22 protein-coding genes are annotated in these 22,770 nt (G+C 71.7%); 7 read left to right on the forward strand and 15 right to left on the reverse strand.

What is annotated here, in order from left to right; all coding sequences use genetic code 11:
* Positions 1-117 precede the first annotated feature (117 nt).
* A complete protein-coding gene (locus ABD329_RS03635) occupies positions 118-513 on the reverse strand; it encodes a TetR-like C-terminal domain-containing protein (protein ID WP_309142594.1) in 396 nt (131 codons plus the stop codon).
* 127 nt (positions 514-640) lie between these two features.
* Positions 641-1,579 carry a LysR family transcriptional regulator gene (locus ABD329_RS03640; RefSeq protein ID WP_246618111.1) on the reverse strand — a complete coding sequence of 313 codons (939 nt, stop codon included), beginning with the start codon at positions 1,577-1,579 and terminating at the stop codon, positions 641-643.
* Between the two features lie 95 nt (positions 1,580-1,674).
* On the opposite strand from ABD329_RS03640, the gene ABD329_RS03645 reads away from it, so the two are divergent.
* Positions 1,675-2,502: an oxidoreductase gene (locus ABD329_RS03645; RefSeq protein ID WP_198274973.1), complete on the forward strand. Its 828-nt coding sequence runs from the start codon at positions 1,675-1,677 to the stop codon at positions 2,500-2,502.
* Positions 2,503-2,518: 16 nt separating this feature from the next.
* On the opposite strand, the gene ABD329_RS03650 is transcribed toward ABD329_RS03645, so the two are convergent.
* The 3 genes from ABD329_RS03650 to ABD329_RS03660 form a co-directional block, all read right to left on the reverse strand.
* On the reverse strand, positions 2,519-4,807 hold the full coding sequence (locus tag ABD329_RS03650) for a polyprenyl synthetase family protein (RefSeq protein WP_198274972.1): 2,289 nt from the start codon (positions 4,805-4,807) through the stop codon (positions 2,519-2,521).
* A gap of 228 nt (positions 4,808-5,035) precedes the next feature.
* Complete coding sequence (locus ABD329_RS03655) at positions 5,036-5,800, reverse strand: alpha/beta fold hydrolase (protein ID WP_198274971.1); 765 nt, start codon at positions 5,798-5,800, stop codon at positions 5,036-5,038.
* Between the two features lie 206 nt (positions 5,801-6,006).
* Positions 6,007-8,175 carry an alpha-L-rhamnosidase C-terminal domain-containing protein gene (locus ABD329_RS03660; protein WP_198274970.1) on the reverse strand — a complete coding sequence of 723 codons (2,169 nt, stop codon included), beginning with the start codon at positions 8,173-8,175 and terminating at the stop codon, positions 6,007-6,009.
* A gap of 72 nt (positions 8,176-8,247) precedes the next feature.
* Here ABD329_RS03660 and ABD329_RS03665 point away from each other — a divergent pair, with 72 nt between their 5' ends.
* Positions 8,248-9,150 carry a TetR/AcrR family transcriptional regulator gene (locus ABD329_RS03665; protein WP_198274969.1) on the forward strand — a complete coding sequence of 301 codons (903 nt, stop codon included), beginning with the start codon at positions 8,248-8,250 and terminating at the stop codon, positions 9,148-9,150.
* Positions 9,151-9,262: 112 nt separating this feature from the next.
* Entirely contained in the window at positions 9,263-10,012 is a 750-nt protein-coding gene (locus ABD329_RS03670) for a CPBP family intramembrane glutamic endopeptidase (RefSeq protein WP_198275002.1), read from the forward strand.
* A gap of 19 nt (positions 10,013-10,031) precedes the next feature.
* Here the strand turns inward: ABD329_RS03670 and ABD329_RS03675 are convergent, their stop codons facing one another.
* Positions 10,032-11,201: a glycoside hydrolase family 113 protein gene (locus ABD329_RS03675; RefSeq protein ID WP_198274968.1), complete on the reverse strand. Its 1,170-nt coding sequence runs from the start codon at positions 11,199-11,201 to the stop codon at positions 10,032-10,034.
* Positions 11,202-11,366: 165 nt separating this feature from the next.
* On the opposite strand from ABD329_RS03675, the gene ABD329_RS03680 reads away from it, so the two are divergent.
* A complete protein-coding gene (locus ABD329_RS03680; RefSeq protein WP_198274967.1) occupies positions 11,367-12,575 on the forward strand; it encodes a sensor histidine kinase in 1,209 nt (402 codons plus the stop codon).
* A gap of 4 nt (positions 12,576-12,579) precedes the next feature.
* Positions 12,580-13,233 (forward strand): response regulator transcription factor, encoded by a 654-nt coding sequence (locus ABD329_RS03685; protein ID WP_198274966.1) that lies wholly within the window; start codon positions 12,580-12,582, stop codon positions 13,231-13,233.
* A gap of 48 nt (positions 13,234-13,281) precedes the next feature.
* On the opposite strand, the gene ABD329_RS03690 is transcribed toward ABD329_RS03685, so the two are convergent.
* Positions 13,282-13,794, reverse strand: coding sequence for a flavin reductase family protein (locus ABD329_RS03690; protein WP_198274965.1), 513 nt, complete (start codon positions 13,792-13,794; stop codon positions 13,282-13,284).
* 77 nt (positions 13,795-13,871) lie between these two features.
* Between ABD329_RS03690 and ABD329_RS03695 the strand changes: the two genes are divergently transcribed.
* Positions 13,872-14,393 carry a MarR family winged helix-turn-helix transcriptional regulator gene (locus tag ABD329_RS03695; protein WP_309142593.1) on the forward strand — a complete coding sequence of 174 codons (522 nt, stop codon included), beginning with the start codon at positions 13,872-13,874 and terminating at the stop codon, positions 14,391-14,393.
* Between the two features lie 63 nt (positions 14,394-14,456).
* Here the strand turns inward: ABD329_RS03695 and tcuA are convergent, their stop codons facing one another.
* The 8 genes from tcuA to ABD329_RS03735 form a co-directional block, all read right to left on the reverse strand.
* The gene (gene tcuA / locus ABD329_RS03700; RefSeq protein ID WP_198274964.1) at positions 14,457-15,953 is read right to left on the reverse strand and encodes an FAD-dependent tricarballylate dehydrogenase TcuA; all 1,497 of its coding nucleotides are present in this window, start codon (positions 15,951-15,953) and stop codon (positions 14,457-14,459) included.
* A gap of 83 nt (positions 15,954-16,036) precedes the next feature.
* Entirely contained in the window at positions 16,037-16,972 is a 936-nt protein-coding gene (locus ABD329_RS03705; RefSeq protein ID WP_198274963.1) for a beta/alpha barrel domain-containing protein, read from the reverse strand.
* A gap of 9 nt (positions 16,973-16,981) precedes the next feature.
* Positions 16,982-18,625, reverse strand: a complete 1,644-nt coding sequence (locus ABD329_RS03710) for an AMP-binding protein (protein ID WP_198274962.1) — start codon at positions 18,623-18,625, stop codon at positions 16,982-16,984.
* Entirely contained in the window at positions 18,622-19,650 is a 1,029-nt protein-coding gene (locus ABD329_RS03715) for an LLM class flavin-dependent oxidoreductase (RefSeq protein WP_198274961.1), read from the reverse strand. The genes ABD329_RS03710 and ABD329_RS03715 overlap by 4 nt, the downstream gene beginning before the upstream one ends.
* A gap of 7 nt (positions 19,651-19,657) precedes the next feature.
* Positions 19,658-20,167: a PaaI family thioesterase gene (locus ABD329_RS03720; RefSeq protein ID WP_198274960.1), complete on the reverse strand. Its 510-nt coding sequence runs from the start codon at positions 20,165-20,167 to the stop codon at positions 19,658-19,660.
* Entirely contained in the window at positions 20,151-21,152 is a 1,002-nt protein-coding gene (locus ABD329_RS03725) for an Ldh family oxidoreductase (protein WP_198274959.1), read from the reverse strand. The genes ABD329_RS03720 and ABD329_RS03725 overlap by 17 nt, the downstream gene beginning before the upstream one ends.
* Before the next feature lie 181 nt (positions 21,153-21,333).
* Positions 21,334-21,732 carry a nuclear transport factor 2-like protein gene (locus ABD329_RS03730; RefSeq protein WP_198274958.1) on the reverse strand — a complete coding sequence of 133 codons (399 nt, stop codon included), beginning with the start codon at positions 21,730-21,732 and terminating at the stop codon, positions 21,334-21,336.
* A gap of 36 nt (positions 21,733-21,768) precedes the next feature.
* The gene (locus tag ABD329_RS03735) at positions 21,769-22,206 is read right to left on the reverse strand and encodes a winged helix-turn-helix transcriptional regulator (RefSeq protein ID WP_198274957.1); all 438 of its coding nucleotides are present in this window, start codon (positions 22,204-22,206) and stop codon (positions 21,769-21,771) included.
* Between the two features lie 185 nt (positions 22,207-22,391).
* Here ABD329_RS03735 and ABD329_RS03740 point away from each other — a divergent pair, with 185 nt between their 5' ends.
* Entirely contained in the window at positions 22,392-22,760 is a 369-nt protein-coding gene (locus ABD329_RS03740) for a hypothetical protein (protein ID WP_198274956.1), read from the forward strand.
* The last annotated feature ends 10 nt before the right edge of the window (positions 22,761-22,770 follow it).

The following is a 22,770-nucleotide window of genomic DNA, read 5'->3' on the forward strand; positions in this document are numbered from 1 at the left end:
GTGCTTCCCCCTCGTGTCCGTGGATCGGTCACATAAGGCCCATCGTGTCCGGCGCGGGGAGACGGGGGCCACAGGGATCAGGCCAATGCCGACGGCGGGGCCGAGCCGGTGCACCGACTACCCGTCGCCGCCCCGCTCCGCGAACCGGTCCACCAGTACGCCGAGCCGCCGTGACGCCTCCTGCCGGGGAAGGCGGCCCGAGCGCGTGAGGCTGACCAGGCCGTGCAGGGCCGACCAGAAGATCTCGAACAGAGCCGGATCGGCCGGCCCCGCGATGTCGCCGAGCGTGTCGACCAGCGTCTCGAACGCCTCGCGCAGTGGCGCCGGCGTCGCCTCGTCGGCGAACGGCAGACCGGTGTCGAGGAGGAACATCGCGTCGTAGAGGGCGGGGTTGCGCTCGGCGAAGTCGACATACGCGTCGGTGAGCGCGGCCACCGCGGCGCGCCCCCGCGGCCCGTTGGCCACCGCCTCCCGCATCGTGGCGGCCAGTTCGGCGACCAGTGGACCCAGCACACTGTCCCGGTGGACCGGCGGGAGCAGCTCGGCCGCTGGGACCGGTTCCACTCCCTGCGCGTCGGCGTCATCATCGCGGTATTCGTCCTGCTGGTCGTCGGCGTGGCGTGACGCCTCGCGCCCCACGTCAGGCTCCCGCCGGGGACTGCCCGGTCCGCCAGGCCCCCGCCGCGGACCGCCCGGTCGCCTGCCGGCAGGCGCGTACGTAGTCCAGCACCAGCGGACGGTGGTCGTCGGCGCGCCGGGCGAGTGCGTACTGGCTCGGCGAGATGCCGCGCACCGGCCGGGTCACGACGCCGCCCAGGGTGATGAGCGGTGCGTTCCCGCTGGCCAGCAGGCAGACCCCGCGCCCGTCCACCAGCGCCTCGTACGTCTCCTCGGTACTGGCGATCTCGGCGCCGACGATCGGGGGCCTGCCGCCCCGGGCGTCCGTGGCGAGCCAGTACTCCCGGAGCGCCCCGGCGCTCGGCGGTAGCGCGAGGAACGGCTCGTCCAGCAGGTCGGCGAAGTCGACCGCCTCCCGGGCGGCCAGGGGATGCTCCTCGGGCAGCGCGACCAGACGGGGCTCCTGGGCCACCACCACCCAGGCGTAGCGGTCCGGATCGGGCATCGGGAGCCAGACGAAGGCAAGGTCGCTGGATCCGTCCGCGAGCCCCGCGGTCGGATCCTCCCAGCTCACCTGGCGCAGTTTCATCAGGGCGTCGGGGTGTGCTTCGGTGAACCGGGACCTGATCCCCGGCAGCAGGCCGCCGCGGCCCGGGCTGGTGCTCATCCCCACGACGAGGGTCGCCCGTTGCCCGGCCTTGGCCTGTTCGACCGCCTCCCGGGCGGCGTCCCACGCGGCGAGCACCTGCTGGGCGTGCGGCAGCAGCGCGGCGCCCACCGGTGTGAGCCGGACGCTCCTGCCGTCCCGTACGAACAGCGGCGCGCCGAGCTGGCGCTCCAGCATCCGGATCTGCTTGCTCAGCGCCGGCTGTGAGATGAACAGCCGCTCGGCCGCCCGGGTGAAGTGCAACTCCTCGGCCACGGCGGTGAAGTACCGGAGATCCCTCCCATGCACATCCATAACCATCGGCTATCACACCGGGTCTTGGACGGGCAAAGGACTGTGCCACGAGAGTCGACCCCGAAGAGCACAACACTTCCGTGAAGGGATGTCCGATGGGCAAGGTCTGGCTGGTGACCGGGGCGAACAGTGGCTTCGGCCGGGCGATCACCGAGGCCGCGGTGGCCGCCGGGGACGTGGTCGTGGCCACCGCACGCCGTGTGGAGACGCTGAGCGACCTCGTGGCCGCGCACCCCGACCAGGTGGAGGCGCTGACGCTGGACGTCACCGATGGCGCCGGAATCGAGGCCACCGTACGGGATGTGGTGAGCCGTCACGGCAGGGTCGACGTCCTGGTCAACAACGCGGGGCGCGGCCACGTCGGCGCGGCCGAGGAGACCACCGACGCCGAACTGCGTTCGCTGTTCGACCTGCATGTATTCGGGCCCGCCGCCCTGGTCAGGGCCGTGCTTCCCGCCATGCGGGCCCGGCGCTCCGGCGCGATCGTCCAGCTGAGCAGCATGGGCGGCCAGATGTCCTTCGCCGGATTCTCCGCCTACAGCGCCACCAAATTCGCCCTGGAGGGATTCTCGGAGGCGCTGGTGGAGGAGGTGCGCCCGCTCGGCATCAAGGTGCTCATCGTGGAGCCCGGCGCCTTCCGCACCAGCCTGATGGACAACACCGGCGCCAGCGAGGAGATCGCCGACTACGCCGGGACGGTCGGGCCCACCCGGCGGATGACCCGGACCGCCGGGGGCGCGGAGCCGGGCGACCCGGCCAGGGCCGCGGCGGCGATCCTGGCCGCCCTGGACGCCGAGCCGACACCGCTGCGGCTGCCCCTGGGCGGCGACGCGGTCGACGCGGTCCTCAGCCACCTCGACGCCATCCGCTCCGACGTCACCACCTGGGAGAAGACCGCTCGCGACACCGCCTACCCGCGGTAGACGCCACCCCGAACGTTCAGCGCCGGGGGATGTGGTCCGTTTCCCGCTGGGCGGCGTACCAGCCCAGCGCGCGGACCATGGGCTTGTGCGGAGTCGGCGGAAGCAGGGGCGCGAGGGCGTCCCAGGTCTCGTCGACGAGGGTGCGGGCCTCGGCCATGCACGCGTCGAGGGCTCCGCTGCGCATCAGCAGGTCGGACGCCTGGAGCGCACCGGCGTCGGAACGCTCGCGGAGGGCGTCGCGCAGGCGTTGCCGGTCGGTTGCGCCGAGGAGGCCGGTGGCGTGGGCCACGGGGTAGGTGACCTCGCCGTTGCGGAGGTCTTCGGCGGGGGAGCGGGTGGTGATGCCCCGCTGGTGTTCGTCGCGGGTGCACTGCCCGTACAGGTCCGCGACGTCGTCGGTGATCTGGTAGGCGATGCCGACGGCCTCGAAGTACTCGCAGATCGCGGCGAGTTGGGCCTCGTCGGCCCCGCCGAGGATCGCCGAGACCTCCGCGGTGCTGCGGACGAGCATGCCCGTCTTGAGCCGGTGGGCGGTGCGGATCTGGTCGAGCAGGGCGCGGGCGTCACCGGTTGCCACGGCTTCGTCGAACGCGGTGTGGTGCCCGGCGATGTCGAGGGCCTGACCGGCGTGGGCGGCGCGCAGGTCCCGTAGGTAGAGCCGGTAGATGCGCAGCATGGTGCCGGGATCGGCCTGCGGCACGCGCTGGATGAGGGCGTCGAAGGTGTAGTAGCCGAGGGTGCCGGCGGTGATCGCCGGAGCGGTGCCGAAGACCTCGTGGACGCTCGGGCGGCCGCGCCGGATGGGGGAGTCGTCCTGGATGTCATCGATGACCAGCGCCGAGACATGGAGGAGCTCGGTGACCGCGGTCAGCGGCCGGTAGGGCTCGGGGTCGGCGCCGAGGAGGCAGAGCACGGCCGCGGCCACATAGGGGCGCCATGAGCGCCCGGGGTTGTCCAGCAGGTGCAGGAGGGGAGCGGCGACCCCCTGGTGGAGGCGGATACGGGCGGCGGTGTCCAGGCCCGTTCCGTCGCCGATGCCGGTGAGCAGCCCCAGTGCGGTGTCATCGGTGGCATCGCCGGAGTAGAGCGCGGCGGCCTCCGCGCGGGCGATGTCGTGGGTGCGGCGCATGTAGTGCTCGATGTCGCCGATGGTGTTGGTCGGGAGGGTTTGCAGGAATGCCGTGCCGACCACGGACGTGGTCCCCATGACACCGCGCACGGCGGCGGGGCTCTCCCACAGGGCGCGTCCGACGAGCAGCGTACGGACCTCGCCCTCCGCCGCCGGAGCGGTCACCTCGACATCCAGGCCGAGGTCGGGGACGCTCACGCGCACGGCGGTCGGGTAGGTGTTGAGGGTGGCCAGCGAGGTCCAGTGGCGCACGGGCCGCCAGTCCACGTCGTGGTAGCTGACGCCGCCGTCCGGTGCGACCGCCGTGGCGCGGGTGAACTCCAGCGTGGTGGCACCGGTGGCGGGGTCGGTGTTGCGCGCGTGGACACAGCTGATCTCCCAGCCGTTGCCGAGCTGGATGCCCGCCCACTCCCAGGTGTGGTCCGGCGTTCCCGGGGCCCGCCGGACGTCGTAGTAGGTGCTGCCCCAGTCCTGCTCGAACCAGGCGTGTCCCTCCAGCCGCCGCTGAGTGCCGTCCGCGCGGCGCAGGGTGCCGTGGGCGTGCAGCCGGGGCACGAAGTACGACGTCATCGTGTCCGCGCCGGTCGGGAGCCGCCCCGGGTAGCGCCCGTGGGCGTCGAACTGCGGGACCGCCGCCTTGCCGGGGGTCAGGACGAGCTCGAAGCGCCCCTCGTCCTGGAAGGCCAGACGGTAGCCGCCGTCCTCCGCGCGGCGCAGCGCGGCCGGCTCGCCGAAGGAGATGTCCAGCGTCTCGGCCGACTCCACCACCGGCTCGGCCAGCATCCGGTCGGGCAGCAGCGGGCCCTCGGCGAGGGCCTCCGTCAGCGCCTCGCGGACCCGGTGATCCAGCGCGGTGTCGCCGTGGAGCGCGTCATGGACCGCGCGATGCATGGTGGGCGACATCCAGGCGCGGTGCGAGACCCCCGCCGGGCCCGAGCACGTGGACACCAGGCCGTACCCGGGACGGGCGGCGCGGTCCCGCACATCGTGGTGTCTCAGGAAGCTGACCATCCAGGTGTACGTCTCGCCGCTCTCGTCGCGCAGATGCCCGTTGAGATACCACGCTTCGGCGCCGACCGAAGGGTGCGGCGCGCCGAAGGGCGCCGAGGCGGTGGTGTGCTGTGGTGCCGGCCGCGAAGGGTCCCGCGCGACGGAGCGGGACGGGGAGGTGGTCATGGCCGAAACCTAGACGTCCAGCGCCCGCTCACCTGGTTCCCGCGCACCTGCCCCACCTCATCGGATGAACGCACAGCCCGGCCATCGGGCCGTCACCGTGCCCTCGACGTCCCCGGCTCGTTTTGCAGCGAGTACGCCCACGAACGGGCCGGAGCCCTCTTCCGCACCCGGAACACCCTCGGGACGCATCGGCGCCCGGCTGGTGGCCGGACGCCGATGCCGGCCGTATCAGGCCGGTGAGGTGACGGCCCGGCCGAGGTGCCGGGCGAAGAACCGGACCGCGCTGTCGGCCTCGAACCTCGGCACCTCCTTGTGCCTGCCCGCGTTGGCGTGCAATGTCTTCTCCTCCGAGGCGAAGGCGTCGAACAACGCCAGACCGGACCGGCGCGGGATGTGCTCGTCGTCCCACTGGAGCACGAACTCGATCGGAATGGTGATCCGCTGCGCCGTCTCGGCCAGGGACTCGTGCCAGAAGATGCCGAAGACCGCGGCGGTGATCCTGGGATCGGCCGCCACCAGCGGTACCCCGATCGCGGTGCCCATGTTCAGACCGAAGTAGCCGACCGGCCCGTCCGCGCCGATCTCCGGCAGCTTCTGGAGGGCGTCCAGCGTCGCCCGCCACTCCGGTACGGCACGCTCGGCCAGATGCGCGTTGTAGCGGACGACGATCGGGCCGACCGGCTCGCCCGCCGCCCTCGCCCGCCGCATCGCGGCGATCTCCCGCTCATCGACCGCCGTGCGTGGGCGGCCGCCGTGACCGGGCGCGTCGATCACGGCGACGTGGAAACCACAGCCGGCGATGAGGCGTTCCGCACGGCCCGACATCGCCGGAGCCTTCTTGTGGGTGCCGCCGCCGTGCCCCATGAGCACCAGCGGCGCGCGCTCGGGGCCGGACGCGGGTGACCAGAGCACACCGGTGACCTCACCGATGGTGAAGTCGCGTTCCATCACACCGCCGGACGACGTTTCCGCGGTGAACCGCAAAGGATGCATAGCGTGTTGCCTTTCGGGAGTGCCTGTTGTGTCCAGGCGCTCCCGGCGACACCTACGTCAATCGCCCGACCGTGTTGAAGAGGGGAGCACCCACATGAATACAGCGTTCACGGGTCTCACCTCCTGGCTCGATGTCACGGGCTCGCCCGCACGCTACCAACCCGGGCGGCACCCCGCCCAACCCTTTTTCTCCTCGGCTTCGGGCTCTACCCCGCCCAGGCGAAGGTGGCGGTTCCACGCACCCCCTCGAAGACGACCGTGTCGCCCACGCGGTGGGCGCCCCGGCCCGCGTCCCCCGCCGGGCGGCCGTTGCGCCAGGCGATCCGGCCGTCCACGGCGATGGTGCGGTCCTTGTGCAGGAGGGGGACCGCGACCCGGCCGGTCGTGCCTTCCGGTGCCCGGACGGTGAGGACGAACGAGTCATCGCCCGCCCCGCGCCGCCACCGCACGGACAACGTGCCCGCCGGCACCGGGACGTCGCCCTGCGCCCAGCGCAGATCGACCGGCTCGGGCTCCACCGCCCACCCGCGGTAGCCGTCGGCGAGCGGTCGTACGCCGAGCACGTTCATCGACAGCGCGGGCACCGCGGTGCTCCAGGCGTGGGCCATGCCGACGTGTCCGCCCCAGGCCAGTGAGGTGCCGGGCCGGGGCACGGCCGGTTTCCCGTCGGCACCGGCCTCCTCCCACGGTGTTCCGGGGCCCTTGCGGATCATGTGGTCCCACGCGGTGCGGATCAGCCCGAGCGCCCCGGCGCCGTCCCCGTGGCGGAACCGGCCCAGGCTCTCCTGGGCCATCACATACGGGGAGATGTACCGCGTCATATAGGGGTTGTCGGTGTGCCGGGTGGTGAGCGTGCCGTACGGACCGCTGAGGTGTGTGTTCAGGTAGGCGATGGCGCGCCGGGCCCGCGGACGGTCGAGCACCCCGAAGGCGAGGGCGGCGGCGTTGGCGTCGGCGGTGTGGTCGCGGCGCGGGTCGTCGGTGTTGAGCGTCATGGCCCCGGCCGCCGGATCCCACAGCCGGGTGAGGAGCGCGGCCCGGACCCGGTACGCGCGGCGGTCGAGCGCCGCCGCGGCCCCCCGGTCGCCCGCCACGGACCGCTCGAGCCGGGCCAGTGAGCGCAGCGCCGCGTAGTAGGCGGCGTTGGTGGTGGCGTCGACACCGGCGGCCCGGTCCGGGGTGTGCCAGTTCTGGGCGGGCAGCCCGTCGTAGTCGGCGGTACGGAACAGCCCGCCGTCGGCGTTCGGGGCGTGTTCGCCGAAGAACCGCAGGGCGCGGCGCGCGACGGGCAGGAGCGGCCTCACAAAGGCCCTGTCCCCGGTGAAGCGCACGTAGTCGGCCACGCTGACGACCCACAGGAGGGTGAAGCTGTCGAGCCTGACCTTCCCGGCCGCGCCCGGCGGTTCGAACCCGGCCGGCGATCCGTCCGGCGGGCCGGGTTCGCCGGGCTCGCACGGCACATCGATCAGGCTGGTGGCCGGAAGCGTGCCGTCGGGCCGCTGCTGACAGGCGAACAGGTTGATGGTGTCGCGCAGTACGCGACGGTACGCGCCGCCCTGCTGGTACGCGGCCAGGGCCACGAGCTGGACATCGCCCGCGTACACGGTGCGGTCCCGCTTGGGGCCGTCCATGACGACCCATGGCCGCCCCACGGCGGTACGACGTCCACGCGCCGTCGACAGATCCAGTCCGTAGGCGCTGGCGTACCAGGCACGATTGAGCACCGGGTCGCTGGAGAGGAAGTGCCCGTCGTACGCGCCGGGGAAGGTCGTCTGCCGCACCCGTACGAAGTCCAGGGCGAGCGAGCCGGGTCCGTCCAGCGTGATCGCGACATACCGCTGGGAGCCGCGCGGACCGGGGCTGCGCAGCACGGTGGATCCGCGCGGCGGGGCGTAGACGTCCGCGCGTCCGTCGGGGTCGTCGTCGGTGCCCAGGGACCGGCCCCCGTGGAAGAAGCCGTCGGGGTCGGGATCGGCGTCCCCATCCGGCCCGAGGTACTGGCGCGCCTCCGCGTACGACGCTCTGATCGGCGCGCCCGACGCCCGCCGGACCCCCAACTCGACGTAGCCGCCGGCCAGTACGCCGAGGTCGATCACCAGTCGCGCGCCCCGCGGCGCGGTCGTGGTGAGGATCGCGGCCCCGCCGCCCTCCCGTAACGCCCCGTCGGCGCCGGTGACGGTGCCTCCGTCTCCCTCGACGGTCACCGACGCGGGCCGCACGAACGTGCCGGGGACGCGCAGCACCTGCTGCCGCCAGGCCGGGTCCGCGCCGACCGGCTCCCGGGACAGGGCCACCGCCCGGTCCCGGGGCCCGGCGGCGAGGGTCCCGGAGAGGGTGGCGGCGAGACAGACGAGGACCATGGTTGAACGAGTCATTCGGTGCGTTTTCATTGTTTATGCTGTACGCATACGCTGAGTGGCGGTCAACGTTTGACGGGGTGACGGCGGATGGAATCCGGCCACAGCGAGGAAGCGAGCGCCGTGCGCGGCCTGGAACTGCTCTGGGGCCTGGGCGAGCGCCCGAACCGAGGCCGGCGCCCGGCCCTCACCCTCGATCAGATCGTGCGCACCGCCGTCGGGATCGCCGACGCACAAGGACTCGCCGCCGTGTCGATGCGCCGGGTCGCCGAACGGCTCGGCTGCACCACGATGTCGCTCTACCGGTATGTGCCCGGCAAGGCCGAACTGCTCGACCTCATGACGGATGCCGTGATGGGGGAGGTTCCGCCGGCCGATGCCGCGCCGGGCGACTGGCGGACCCGGCTGGAGCTGTCCGCCCGTGCCGACTGGGGCCTCTACCAGCGTCACCCCTGGATCCTGCGCCTTCCCACCGGGCGTCCCGCCCTCGGCCCGCACGGCTTCGCCTGGTACGAATCCGTGCTGCGGGTGCTCACCGCGACCGGTCTGCCCCCGGCGGCGCTGGTCAATGTGTTCGACCTGGTGGACGCCTATGTGCGGGGCGCCGCCAGGGACGCCCTCGACGCGGCGGCCGTCGAGCGCCATTCCGGCCTGACCGACGAGCAGTGGTGGGCCGCCCGCGCCCACTTCTGGGACACCGTCTTCGTCCCGGCGCGCTATCCGGTGGTGGCGAGCCTCCGTGCCGCGGGTGCCCTGCGCCACCCCCGCGACCGCGGCTTCGAGTTCGGCCTCCGGCTCGTGCTGGACAGCGTCGAGACGTTCGTCCGGAACCAGCCCCATCGCCGCGACGAAACATCAATGCGTTACGGAACTCCCTGTCCGCAGTGCGGCGACCCCGTCTCCCGCCCCGCTTCCACCGGCCGCCCACGTACCTACTGCTCCGACGCCTGCCGCCAACGTGCCTACCGCGCCCGCCGGTCCCGCCCGGCGTAGGAGGCCCGGTGCCGAAAGTCCAGCCAGGGGTAGCAAAGCAGGACCGGATCATCTGGATCACCAAAGGCTCCGTGTTCCCTTTGCAGCGCCCGCGGCTACGCTCGTCCCCGTGATGCAGTCGTGGAAAGACCACGTCATCCGTCATCCACTGTGGGGCGCGGTGGAGTTGACGTTCGCATGGCACACCGTGCTGCTGCTCTTCGCCAAGGTGATCCTGCCGCCACTGGCGCCCTCCTGGTACCCGGACCTCGGCGCCACCGTGGTCAACGCCATCTGCGCCGCGGGGGTGTGGTTCGTGCTGTGGCGGTGGGGCTGGCTGCGCGCCTCCGGGGTGGCCACGCTCGGCCGCCCACGCCGCTGGTGGCTCGCCGCGCCGATGCTGCTGGTCGCCTGCTCGTACTCCGCGGCCGGCCTCGACGGCAGCGCGACCGTTGTCGTCAGCGGCCTGGTGTCGCTGCTGTGGGTCGGCGTCAACGAGGAGATGTACAGCCGGGGACTCGTCCAGGAGACCCTCGGCGCCCTCGGCCCGGTGCGCGCGGCCGTCGGCGTCGCCGTCCTCTTCGGAGCGGGCCACATCCAGAACTTCCTGTTCTTCGGCGACCCGCTCGACGACACCCTGTGGCAGATGCTGTCCGCTGGATTCTTCGGCTTCACCTGTGCCGCACTGCGCTGCGCGATCGGCTCCATCTGGCCGATGGTGGTCGTCCACGGACTCGACGACTTCTTCCAGATCCGCTCTCCCGGCTCGGCCCCGGACTGGTGGCAGGCGAGCGTGTACGCCTTCCACTTGGCGTACGGCCTGTGGCTGCTGCGCCGGTACGGTGCGGGCGGGTCGTACGAGCGCACATCGATCACCACGTGAGTGGCTCCGGCGACCGCGGTCATGAGGGACGCCGTCGGTGGCGGCCGTACTCGCCGGCCAGGGCCCGGAAGGATTCCTTGGGCTCCCAGTGCCAGGGGGAATCCGGCTCCGCCGGACGGTCCCGGACGACTTTCACCAGGCTGTAGGCGGCCATGTCCAGGTCGAGTCGTGGTTCGCGGCGGTGTGGGGCGTCGGGCGTGACGAAGGTGTAGGCCATGGCCGCGTACAGGTTCAACGACTCGAACACATCGAGCACATCGGTCAGATAGGCCGCCTGGGTGTGCTCGCTGCGCACCAGCCCCTCCTTGACCCGCGGCGGCGTCTTGTCGTAGTCGACGACGTCCCAGGCCATACCGCCCAGGCGGGGCGCGTCCTCGAAGGTGCAGCAGCCGAACTCGGTGATCGCGAGCGGCTTGCCATGACGCCGGTACTTGCGCAGCTCCTTGATGTGCCCGGCGCGGTTCGGGAACCAGCCGTAGTAGTCGATGCACACCAGGTCGAACAGGTCCCAGTCCACGTCCTCGTCCTGCGCGGCGCCGTACGACAGCGGCCCGTGGAAGACCGAGCGGCCGACGGCGGCGGCCCGTGCGGTGAAGCGGCGCAGTAGCCGGGCGGTCTTCACCGGGTCGTAGTTGCCCTTGACCAGGTTCTCGATCCGCTCGGTCGCGGTGGCGCCGGGCACGATCCCGGGGACGAACAGCAGGAACTCACACCCCACGTTCAGATGCACCCCTACGCCCTGCCGGCGCAGTCGTTCGGCGGACCGTCCGGTCTCCGCGAGGTGGTCGAGGATGTCCGGGGCGGGCATATCGCCGAGGGTCGGCTCCAGCCAGACTCGCAGACCGTTCTCGGCCGCCTCGGCCGCCGTGCGGGTGAGGCGTTCGACGCCATCGCCGGTGACCTTCACCGTGTCGGCGTGCAGTTGGTGGCGGATCGCCCGCAGGTCGGCGCGGGTGCGAGCCGCGCTCCACGCCGTCGCAGGCGTCTCGCCTTCCGCTACCTCGTAGACGACCCCGCGATAGCGCACCCCGCCCGCTCGCGCGTCCTCCACCCGTTTTCGACCGGCCGGGGCGCGTGTGCTGTCGTGCCACTCCGTCGCGGCGGCGTACCCGGCGGGCAGTGCCGCGCCGACGGCGACCGCCCCCGCCAGCCGCAGCAACCGCGCCCTGCTGATCTGGGCTGCACCCATCTCGTTCTCTCCCGTCTTCCGGATGGCAGCAGCCTGCGGGGACCACCCGGGTCGGCACCATTCGCCGATGGTCCACAAGGAGATGGCGGGAGTTGGACGGATGGCCGAGGGCCTCTGGCCGGTTGGCCGATGTGTGGCCCCTCGCGGCCCGCATACCCTCATCTCATGACCAACGGGCTCGACCTCGCCCTCCCGGCCGGGCACACCTGGCGCGACCGGGCGGTGGACGCGGGACTCTTCTGCGCGGCCGTCTTCCTCGGCATGGTCGTGCTCGGCGTGGTGAAGGAGCAGGGCGATCTGCCGGGGTGGGCGGCGGAACTGGACCCGCTGCTGGGGCTCGTGGCCTGCTGTGCGCTGTGGTGGCGGCGCGGATTTCCGCTGGCCGTCGCGCTGATCGGGCTGCCCGCGGTGGCACTCGCGACCAGCGCGCTGCCTGCCTGTGCGATGATCGTGGCCAATTTCGCGTTCCGTCTCCGCTGGCGGCAGGCGCTGCTGATGCTCGGTGCGTACGTGGTGTGCATGGTGCCCTCCGGTCCGCTGCTGCTGGGAGCGGCTGACGACCTCTGGCTCGACGCCGCGTTCTCGCTGGCCTACCTGCTGGCCGCCTTCGCCTCGGGCAACGCCCTGCGGTCCCGGCGGCTGCTCGTCGAGCGGCTGCGCGCGGACGCCGAGCGGGCCCGGGCCGAGGACGAGCGCCGGCTCGCCGACGCCCGCCGCGGCGAACGCCAGGCCATCGCCCGCGAGATGCACGACGTGCTGGCGCACCGGATCTCCCTGCTCTCCGTGCACGCGGGCGCGCTGGCCTACCGCACCCGACAGGCGGAGGCGGGCGCCGGTCCCGCGCTGAGCGGCGCCGAGGTCGCCGAGAGCGCCGAGGTGATCCGGGGGAACGCGCACCAGGCCGTGGAGGAGTTGCAGGAGGTGCTGCACCTGCTGCGGGCGGAGGGCGGCGGAGAGCCGGTGTCGCTGCTGCCACGGATCGCGGACATCGACGGTCTGGTCGCGGACGCCCGTGCCACGGGTCAGCCGGTGGACTTCCGTACCGAGCTGGCCGCCGACGCCGTCCGCGGCCTGCGGGGGCAGATGCACCGGACCGTCTACCGCGTGGCGCAGGAGGGCCTGACCAACGCCCGCAAGCACGCGCCCGGCACGCCCGTCAGCGTACGTCTGACCGGAGGGCCCGGAGGCGGGCTCACGGTGGAGGTGCGCAACGGGCTGCCCGCCGCGCCGTGCGCCGAAGGGGCGGTCCCGGGCACCGGCGGCGGCCTGACCGGGCTCGCCGAACGGGTCCGTCTCGACGGCGGCACCCTCGACCACACCGCCACCGACGGCGCCTTCACACTGCGCGCCCGGCTACCGTGGCCCGCGAGGTGACGCCGTGATCCGAGTGCTGCTGGCCGACGACGACCCCCTGGTGCGGACCGGGCTGAAGATGATGCTGCGCGGGGCGGACGGTATCGAGGTCGTGGGGGAGGCGTCGGACGGCGCCGAGGTGGCCGCCGCCGTCCGTGAACACGCCCCCGACGTGGTCCTGATGGACATCCGGATGCCGGTCATGGACGGCCTCGCGGCCACCCGCGAGCTCACCGGGCGCGGTGCCCAGGCACCCCAGGTGATCGTGCTGACCACCTTCGACGAGCACGGCCTGGTGCTGGAGGCGATGCGCTCCGGCGCCGCCGGATATCTCGTCAAGCACGCCGTGCCCGAGGAGATCGTCGAGGCGGTGCGGCGGGCCGCCCGCGACGAGCCCGCGCTGTCGCCGTCCGCCGCGCGCGCCCTCATCCGGCACGCGGCGGTCGGACCGGACGACCGCGCCGAACTCGCCCGGCAGCGGCTGGCGTTGCTCACCGAACGCGAGCGCGAGGTGGCCGAGGCGGTTGCCGAGGGCCTGTCCAACACCGAGATCGGCGCCCGCCTGCACCTCTCCCTCGGCACGGTCAAGGCCCACCTCTCCAGCGCCCTGGCCAAACTGGACCTGGAGAACCGTGTCCAGCTCGCCCTCCTCACCCACGATGCGCATCCGCAGCCCTGACCGGAGGCGCTCATGGGCCGTTTCTCCGCTGTCGCGGTCACTTGCCGGTCACGCGGATACCAGGTGGTTGTAGCGGCTTCGGAAGAACAGCAGGGGTGACGCCGTGCTGTCGGCGTCGAGGTCGTTGACCCGCCCGATGACGATGTAGTGGTCACCGGCGTCGTGCACGGCCTCGATCCCGCAGTCGATCCAGGCGACCACGCCGTCGATTACCGGGTCTCCGTTCGGCCCCGGCCGCCAGGGCACCTCGGCGAACTTGTCCCCTCCCGACACCGACAGGGCGCGGCAGAGCCGCTCCTGGTCGCCGGCGAGGACGTTCACGCAGAAGGTGCCGCGTTCGGCGATGACCGGGAACGTCGATGACGTCTTTCCGGGCAGGAACGCCACGAGCGGAGGGGTGAGTGAGACGGAGGTGAACGACGCGACGGTCATGCCCACCGGCCTGCCCTGCGCGTCGCGCGACGTGATGGCGGTGATGCCGCTGGGGAAATGGCCGAGGACGGTCCGGAAGCGCGCGGTGTCGTCGGGGCCCGGCTGCTGTGAGCTCGCAGATGTAAGCATGCTTATAAAATAAAAGCATGCTTAGCATTAATGCAAGCATGCTGATGCTCCGGTCCCGCGGGCCGTATGCTGTACGGGTGTCCAGCGCTCTCCCCTACATCAACCCGTTCGACGACGGTCGCTCGCCGACCGGGGCCGCCGCAGGCATGGACGAGGCATCCTCGCTGATCGATGCGGTCTTCCGGTTCGAGCGGGCGGTCACCAGGATCGGGAACACGCGACTGCGTCCGTGGAAGATGACGCTGTCCAGCTATACCGCCCTGCGCATCCTGGCCAATCAGCCCCATCTCAGCCTCGCTCAGCTGTCACGCCGTTGCTATGCGCGGCCGCAGACCATGACGCGGATGGTCACACAACTGGAGAATCGCGGATTCGTGGCCCGCGCCGCGCATCCGGAGAGCGAACGGGCGCTTTCGCTCCAGGTCACCGAGGCAGGCTTGGCCGCCTTGGAGGAGATGAGCGACGAGGTCCTCAAGATCAGTGACACACTGAACGCCACACTGGGGCGGGATGACATCGTCGCCACCGACGGCCGCCTGCGGCAGGCAGCGCTCGTGGTGGAGAACGAACTCCGGGACATGGGCCGCCCGGAGGAGTAGACGCGCGGATGACCTTCCCGCGGGGGAACCCCTCGGGAAGGTCTCCGGTCCGCGCCGAGGCCGTCAGGCCGGGTGAGGCGCCGACGTGGCTTCGGTCGCGGCGGTGTGTCCGGCCGCACGGCCGAACACCGCGGCTCGCATGAGGGCGGCGCCACCGGGATAGTCGCCGTAGAAGAGACCGCCGATGGCTTCGCCCGCCGCGTACAGGCCGGGAACCGGCGCCCCGTCGGCCCCGAGCGCCCGGCCCTCCGGGTCGATCCGGATGCCGCCGAAGGTGAAGGTGAGCCCCGCGACCGCGTGGTAGGCGACATACGGTGGCCGGTCGAGGGGCGCCGCCCAGCGGGACTTTGGCGGGGTGATGCCGGACGTGCCGCGATCCTCACCGATGGTGTCGCCGGGCGCGCAGGCGCTGTTGAACGTCTCGAGCGTGTGCCTCAGCCGGTCCGCGGGCACCCCGATCCGCTCGGCGAGCTCGACGACCGTGTCCGCGACGATGGGCACCGCCGCGCCGGCGAACTCATCGGCCACCCGGGCCGCGGTGCGCTGGTCGAAGATCTCGAATGCCTCGCATCCGGGCTGGCGCATGATCGCCCTGCCCATCTTCGAGTAGTTCCTGACCCACGGGCCGGGGCCTTCGTCGACGAACCGCTCGCCGTCGCGGTTGACGAGCACACCGAGCCAGAAGCCGTGCAGCGGGAACGGCGGCGAGTCCGCGCTGTGCTCCGGCGCGGGCATGGTCGGGTCGACCGCGGCCGAATGGCAGCTCGACCACGTACCGGCCTTCTCCGCCCCGGCGCCCAGCGCGGCCTGGATCCCGTCGCCCGTGGACAGCCTGGTGCCACGCAGGCGCACCGCCTCCCACTCCGGCCCCAGATGCTCGCGGCGCAGTTCATGGCTCGCCTGGAAGCCACCGGTGGCGATCACCACGGCGTCGGCGGGCACGGTCCGGCCGCCGTCGCCGACCGCGGCGCCCGTGACCCGGCCGTCGTCGCGCCGCACCTTGGCCAGCGGTGTGGACCAGTGGATTTCCACGCCGATCCGCTCGGCGTGCGCGAGCAGGGGCCGGATCACCTCGAACCCGCGTGACATTCCCTCGCCGACGCAGGTCAGCACCTGGCCGGGCGGGATGTGCAGGACACCGTCGCGGACCTCGGCACCCAGGGTGCGGTTGAACGTGAAGCGGACGCCCTTCGCGGCCAGCCAGCGGACCGTGTCCAACGACCGTTCGGCGAGCGCGCCGACCAGCCGCGGCTCGGCCCGGCCGCCGCTCATCGCCGACAGCTCGGCCGCGTAGGCATGGCGGGTGTAGGGCGGTGCCTCGATCCGGTCGGCCCTCATGCCCGGCTCGAAGTCCTCGGTGATCGACGTCAGATCGTCCGGCCCGTCATAGCAGAACAGAAACAGACCCCCGGAGAAGGCCGCGTTCCCGCCGACGTCCTCGCGGCCGCCCTTCTCCAGCAGCATCACGCGGGCACCGGCCTCCCGGGCGGAGATCGCCGCGGAGAGGCCGGTCAGCCCGGCGCCGGCGACAACGATCGTGGGCGTACGGGTATGCGTCACTGGTCCTCCTTGATTCGTGCCGCTGAACGATGTGCGTGGATCGGCGTGGCGGTGGCCCACCGGGCGCGCGCTTCCGCCCGGCGTCACCAGGTGAAGGCGAGCGGATCACCGGGGCGGGCCGTGCTGGGCACGCGGCCGGTGCGCCGGACGAACCCCTTGCCTGGCACGCCGATCTCGCCGGTGAGCCAGTTCGCCGTCTCGATGAGACGGGGCAGGTCGATACCGGTGTCCACACCGCACAGTTCGAGCAGCTGCACGGCGTCCTCGGTGCACAGACCGCCGCCCTGGGCGCCGGGCATCGCCGGGTGGCCGCCGCTGCCGGCGAGGGAGGTGTCGATGGCGCGGACGCCGAGTTCGAGGAGCGGGAGCAGGGCGGCGAGGCCCATGCCGCGGCCGTCGTGGATCTGCACGGTCAGGTTCCCGGCCGGTACGTGCGTGAGCGCGGCGGTGACCAGTTCGCGGATCTGGGGCGGTGCCGCGTAGCCGGAGGAATCCGCGAGGATCCAGTGCTCCACCCCGATGTCGAGGAGCCGCCGGGCCAGCGGCCGGAGATCCTCGCCGGTGCGCGCGGGGCCGGTCGGTCCACCCCAGGCGAAGATGACGTAGGTGCCGAGCAGGATGTCCTCGCTCGCGGCGTACGCGGCCATGCGCTCCAGCTCGCGCAACGAGTCCGCCGTGGACCGTCCGGTGTTGGCGCGGGCGAACTCCTCATCCGCGGAGAGCAGGAAGTGTGCCGTGTCGGCCCCCGCGTCGACCGCGCGGGCGAGTCCGCGTACGTTGCCGACACAGCAGCCGAGGTTGAGCCCGGGCACCCGCGGCACGCGGGCGAACACCTCCGCGGCGTCGGCGAGACCCGGTACGAGATCGGGGCGGACGAAGGAGGACAGCTCGAAATCGCGGACGCCGGCATCGATCAGGCGCCGCACGAATTCGATCTTGACATCGGTCGGGACCGCATGGTCCTGGAAGGTCAATCGGGGCGCGATCTCGCGGACGCGCACTCCGTCGGGCAGGGGCATGGTGGTTCCTCAGGCGTGGCGGGTGGGTGCGAGCCCGGCGGCGAGTGCGTCCCAGGCCCCGTCACGGCCCTGGTCACGCAGCTGGTGTTTGCGCACCTTGCCGTTCGGGGTCACGGGGAGCCGGTTCACGACGCGGTAGTAGCGGGGGACCATGAAGTGCGGCATCGAGCGGTCGCAGTGGGCGAACAGCTTGGCGAAATCCAGCTCGTGGCCGGGTTCGGGCTGCACGACCACGAGGACCTCGTCCTCGCCCAGCTCCGACGGTGTGCCGATGGCGGCCGCGGCCAGGACGCCGGGGCAGGCGAGCAGAACCGATTCGATCTCGTGGGAGGAGATGTTCTCACCGCGGCGGCGCAGTGCGTCCTTCTTGCGGTCGACGAAGTAGAAGTAGCCGTCCTTGTCCGTGTAGCCCAGGTCGCCGGTGTGCCACCAGAGATCCCTCATCGTCGCGAGCGTCGCTTCGGGATCGTGGTGGTAGCCGGAGAACATGACGTCTGGCAGGCGGGGCCGGTACACGATCTCCCCGACCCGGCCGGGCGCGGCACGGTGCCCCGACTCGTCGTGGATCTCCAGCACGGACGATGCGGTGGGCAGGCCCAGCGAGCCGACCTTCCGGGCGTCAAGAGGGTTGTAGAGCACGTTCTTGATCTCGGTGAGTCCGTAGCCCTCGACGACGTGGACGCCGAAGCGCTCCTCGAACGGATGGAGCACCTGTGGCGGGGCGGGCGCTGCGAACACCTTTGTCGCCCGGTGGTCGCGATCGCGGTCGGACGGAGGCCGCGCCAGGAGCATCGGCAGGACGGAACCGAGCGCGTTGAACTGGGTGACCCGGTGGGTGCGCAGCTCGTCCCAGAACCTGCTGGCGCTGAACCGGCGAGCTAGGACCACGGTCGCCCCCGCGTAGAAGGCGTGCAGGGTGATGTTGATCTGCGCGGCGCCGTGGAACAGCGGCAGGCAGGTGTAGAGCCGCTCATCGGCGGTCGTGGCCATCTGCGCCGCGCATTCGCGCGCGGCCACCAGGGGCATCAGATGCGGATGAACAACTCCCTTGCTGCGTCCGGTCGTGCCGGATGTGAGCATGATCGCGACCGGATCCCGGGGTGCGACGCGGGGGAGCTCCACCGCCCGGTCACCGGCCGCGAGCAGGTCGCTCCAGGTCCGTACCGTCACCCCGGGCGGGATGCGGCCGTGGCGGTCGCCGTCGAGCAGGACGACGGTCTCGAGGGTGTGCGGTACGTCCGGCAGGTCGGCGACGAGTTCCAGCAGGGTCGCGTCGGTGACCAGCACCCGCACGCCGGTGCTGCGGAGCGCGTGGTCCAGGAAGGAGCCCTTGTAGGCAATGTTGATCGGGACCTCGACGGCCCCGGCGCGGGCCGCTCCCAGCCAGGCGAGCAGGTATTCGGGCCGGTTGGGCAGGAAGATCCCGACCGAGCCGCCCGGGGCGGCGCCCGCCGATATCAGACCGCGTGCCACGTGGGTGACCGCGGTGTCGAGCGCGTCGTAGGTCAGTTCGCTGTCTTCGAAGACGAGCGCGGGCTTGTCGGGGTGCAGGGCGGCCCGGGCGGCGATGAGTCCGCCGACCGTTCCGTCTGCGAGATCGGAGAATCCCTCCAGGCCCGGGGCGCCATTGCCCCGGGCGATGGGCACCGTCATGCCAGCTCCTTCTTCGCCCGGGCCAGGAAGCCCTCCAACGACGGATCCCAGGCGGCTTCGGCGCCGGTCGTCACCAGAAACGCGTCGACTCCGAGCTCCCGGTACCTGCCGAGGGTGTCCAGGACGCGCTCCTCGGTGCCGACGAGCGCCTGGGAGTTGGCGAAGCCGCCCAGGAGCTTGGTCAGCCCGGTCCAGAAGCAGTCGTCGTGCAGCTCGTGGTCGGTGAGCGCGAGCGCCCGTTGCCGTCCGACGGAGGTGTCGGTCGACGACGAGCGCAGGAAGGCCGGCGTTCCGGCGGCCTCGGCGATCTGCCGCTCCACGGCCCGGGCCCGGGCCCAGGCGTCGTCGTCGGTGTCACCGATGAACAGGCGCAGGCTCAGCGAGAACCGCATGGCGCGGCCGTGGCGCTCGGCCGCCGCGCTGACCCGGTCGATGCGTTCCTTCGTGCCGGCGAGCGGCTCCCCCCACAGCATGTACAGGTCGGCGTGACGGGCGCCGAAGTCCACGGCGTCGGCGCTCTCGCCGCCCATGAAGATGGGCACCTGGCCCCGCACCGGCTTGGTCGGCAGCTTCACCGCCTCGGCCGTGTAGTACTCGCCGTGGTGGTCGAAGGGCTCGGTTTCGGCCCAGGCGCGGCGGATGATGTCGAGGTACTCGACCGCCCGCCGGTAGCGGTCGGCCTTGGGCAGGTCGTCCGATTCGCGGCGCAGGTCCTTGTCGGAGCCGCCCACGACCACGTTGATGGCGAGCCTGCCCCGGGCGAGTACGTCGAGGGTGGCGAAGTAGCGCGCGGCGGCCACCGGCGCCATCACGCCCGGACGGTGCGCGACGATGGGCGAGAACCTCTCCGACATCGCCAGCGCGAAGGGAGCGGTGGCGTGGTTGTGCGGCCAGGTGGAGGAGTACCCGAGCAGGACCCGGTCGATGACCTGCGAGCGGTCCAGTTCCTTGATCCTGGAGATCATGAGGTCGGGGTCGGTTTCGCTGGTCTGAAGGGGCTGTAGCCCGGTGAGGAATTCGACCATGGCGTTCTCAGCTTTCTGCGTGGGGTCCGTTGGGGGATGGTGATCGGCGGGCGAGCCAGGCCTCGTGGCGGGCGAAGTGGTGCGGCCGTCGTGTCCGCAGCTCGGCCCGGGCGGTGGCCAGCGCCGTGCCGGCGAGCGTCATCTCGGCGGACACGTCCCACCGCCTGCCGGTGTGCCGCTCGATCCGCGCCAGGACGTCGACGGGCCGTCCGACCGGGACCGGGCGGAGGTAGCGGACCGTCAGCGACTTCGTCACCAGCCGCGGTTCGATCCGCAGCGCGACGACGTTGAGCGCGTCGTCGAACACCGCGGCGGTCCAGCCGCCGTGCGCGACGCCGGGTCCGCCGTGCCAGAACGGTGGGCAGACGACCTCGAACCGCACCGTGTCGTCCCGCGCCTCGGCGATCTCGACGCCCAGGCGGCAGGCGTCTCGCGGAGCGCAGCCACCGCACAGGAGCCGGCCTGACGGGGAGGGCTCGACCGCGAAGGCGTCGGGGTCCTCAGACACCTCCGGCACCTGCGGCCTCCTTGCGCAGGGCCGCCACCACCGCTTCGGGTACGTCGATGGCGCCCCGCCGGAGCGTCTCGTTCCGGCGGGCCGCCGAGCGGTCGAACGGCATCCGCACCGCGCGGCCGTCCTCGACGGGACGGGTGGCGCGGACCGATTCCGCGAAGGCCGCGACCCGCCGTCGGTAGTCGTCCGGGTCGGTGAGCACGCCGGGATCGACCAGCACGACGAAGAAGCCGCAGTCCGAAATGGACGGCGGGTCGGCGGCCGCGCCGGTCATCATGCCGAGCAACTGGACGACCAGGGCGAGCCCGGAGCCCTTGTGCGCGCCCCACACACCGAACGCGCCCTCGAGCGCGGCGGCCGGGTCGAGCGTCGGGGCCCCGTCCGCGTCGTAGGCCTGGCCGGGCGCGAGCTTCTCGCCGAGCCGCGCCTTCAGCCGTACCTCCCCGTACATCACTGCGGAGGTGCCGATGTCCCAGATGACCGGAGTCGGGGTGGCCGGGAAACCGAACGCGATCGGATTGGTGCCGAACCGGGCTTCGGTGCCGCCGTGCGGGGCCACCACCGCGGGTCCGCTGCCCGCGATCAGTCCGGCGAGCCCGGCGGCGGCGGCCTTCTCCAGGTAGTACGAGAACATCCCGGTGTACCAGGTGTTGTGCGCGCCGACGACCGCGACTCCCTGGGCGCGGGCCTTCGCCATGGCCAGCCGCAGCGCGTGCATCCCTACGAGGTAGCCCACCTGGTCGCCGCCGTCCACGGTGGCGGACACCGGCGTCTCGGCGACGACCCGGATGGGCCTCGGTGGCGCCTCGGTCGTGCGGATGCGCTCCGCTATGGACAGCGCGCGGGCGAGTCCGCCGAAGGACAGCCCGCGCAGTTCGCAGTCGAGCAGATGATCGGCGATGGTCTCGGCGGCCTCGGCGGAATGCCCGCATTCGGTCATCGCCGCCGCGACGAGCGCGCGTGCGTCGGGGAGGTGCATCGCCGTCATGAGCCGACCTCCACGGTGAGGAAGCTGGGGATGTGGCCGTCCATAAGCATGCTGGGACAATATAAGCATGCGTATTAGATGGCAAGCATGCTGATACTCCGGAGGGCTGTCGATGGGGGGCCGCGCAGGGGTGGTGATCGGTGCGTCTCCGGGGATCGTCGGCCGATCCCCGGAGGCGAGGTCACATCACCGCGTCGGTCTGGAGCGGGCCCGCGGTGATGCGGAGTGTCCGGACGCGGACCGGCTCTTCCTGGTCGAGGTAGAAGATGTGCATGAACGGGGCGCGCACCACCTGGTCCGGTGCGCTCTTCTTGGCCATGGTCGCCTCGCCGCGCAGCAGGCGGACGCCATCGCCCGCGGTCCAGAACTCCAGGACCTCGTGGGTGATGTTCAGCGGCTCGTCGATCTTGACGAAGAACGCCTTGATGGCTTCGACGCCGTGGATGTGCGCGGTGCCGAAGTGCATCTCGGTGTCCTCGGTCAGCGGTGCGAAGCCCTCGTCGAACTCCAGGGTGTCGATGGCGTTCATGAACTTCAGGACCCAGTCGGGCACGGATGTCGCGTGTGCGGTGTCAGTCATACCTAGTAGCGTAATGCTACTAGTTTCAGATCGCTACTAGACGGGTCGCAGGGTCGATGCCTCGACCGGCTGATGGCAGCTGCTGCACGCGAGGTAGGGATTGGTCGGGTTGCCGCACACCGTGTGCATCAGTGGGTGGTGGCTGATGTCGGTGTCGGTCGCGTGGCTCTCGGCCCAGCGTGTGATGGCCGCGATGGCGGGGACGACGAGTTCACGGGCGCTGTCGGTGAGCTCGTACTCGTACCACGGCTTGTCCGGGCGGTAGGCGCGCTTGGTGAGCAGGCCCAGTTCGGTCAGGCTGTTCAGCCGCGCGGTGAGGATGTTCGCCGAGATGCCCAGGGCCCGCTTGAGCTCGCCGAACCGGCCGACGCCGAAGAACACCTCCCGCAGGATCTGGTAGTTCCAGCGCTCGGAGATCGCGGCCAGGAATTCCTGGCCGTGCTGGAAGGTGACACGGTTCCCGTGGTCGGGCACGGACTTCTCCCTTTGGGTGATCCCGGTAGTAGTCTTGAATCGAAAGTAGTACTGCAATGCTACCGGTGTCCGTGCCGATGTCCCCAAACCCCGGCTCTCGAACGGGAGTTGTGCCATCGAGATCAAATAGCTGCTTTAATTGGGTAGCTGATCTTGAGCCCCGGCCCCTCGGAAAGGCAGCCTTGATGTCCGCCCTTCTCTACCCGTCCCGCTCCCGTTCCGAGGTCCCGTTCGAGGCTGCCGCCGGGGTGCTGCGCGTCATGGCCGACTCCCGCACCCCGGTGTTCTGCACCGTGCACGCGAGTGGACGGCGCCGGTACGGCTACTGGCAGCCGTACGACTCCGTCACCAACAGGGGCGGCTGCTATGTCGCGCTGCCCACCCCGGTATGCGACAGGCTGTACTCCCAGGGGCGGATCACTCTCGGTGAGCCCCTGGTGGATCCGGCCAAGACCACGTACCGCGTATGGCCCGCGCATGGCCCGGTCGCGCCGGTGCGCATCCCGGCGGCGCGGCTGCCCGCGACGGCGGTGGCACAGGTGCTCGCCGCCTGAGCCGGGGTTC

It is taken from the genome of Streptomyces javensis (assembly GCF_039525925.1).
Classification (GTDB): domain Bacteria; phylum Actinomycetota; class Actinomycetes; order Streptomycetales; family Streptomycetaceae; genus Streptomyces; species Streptomyces asiaticus.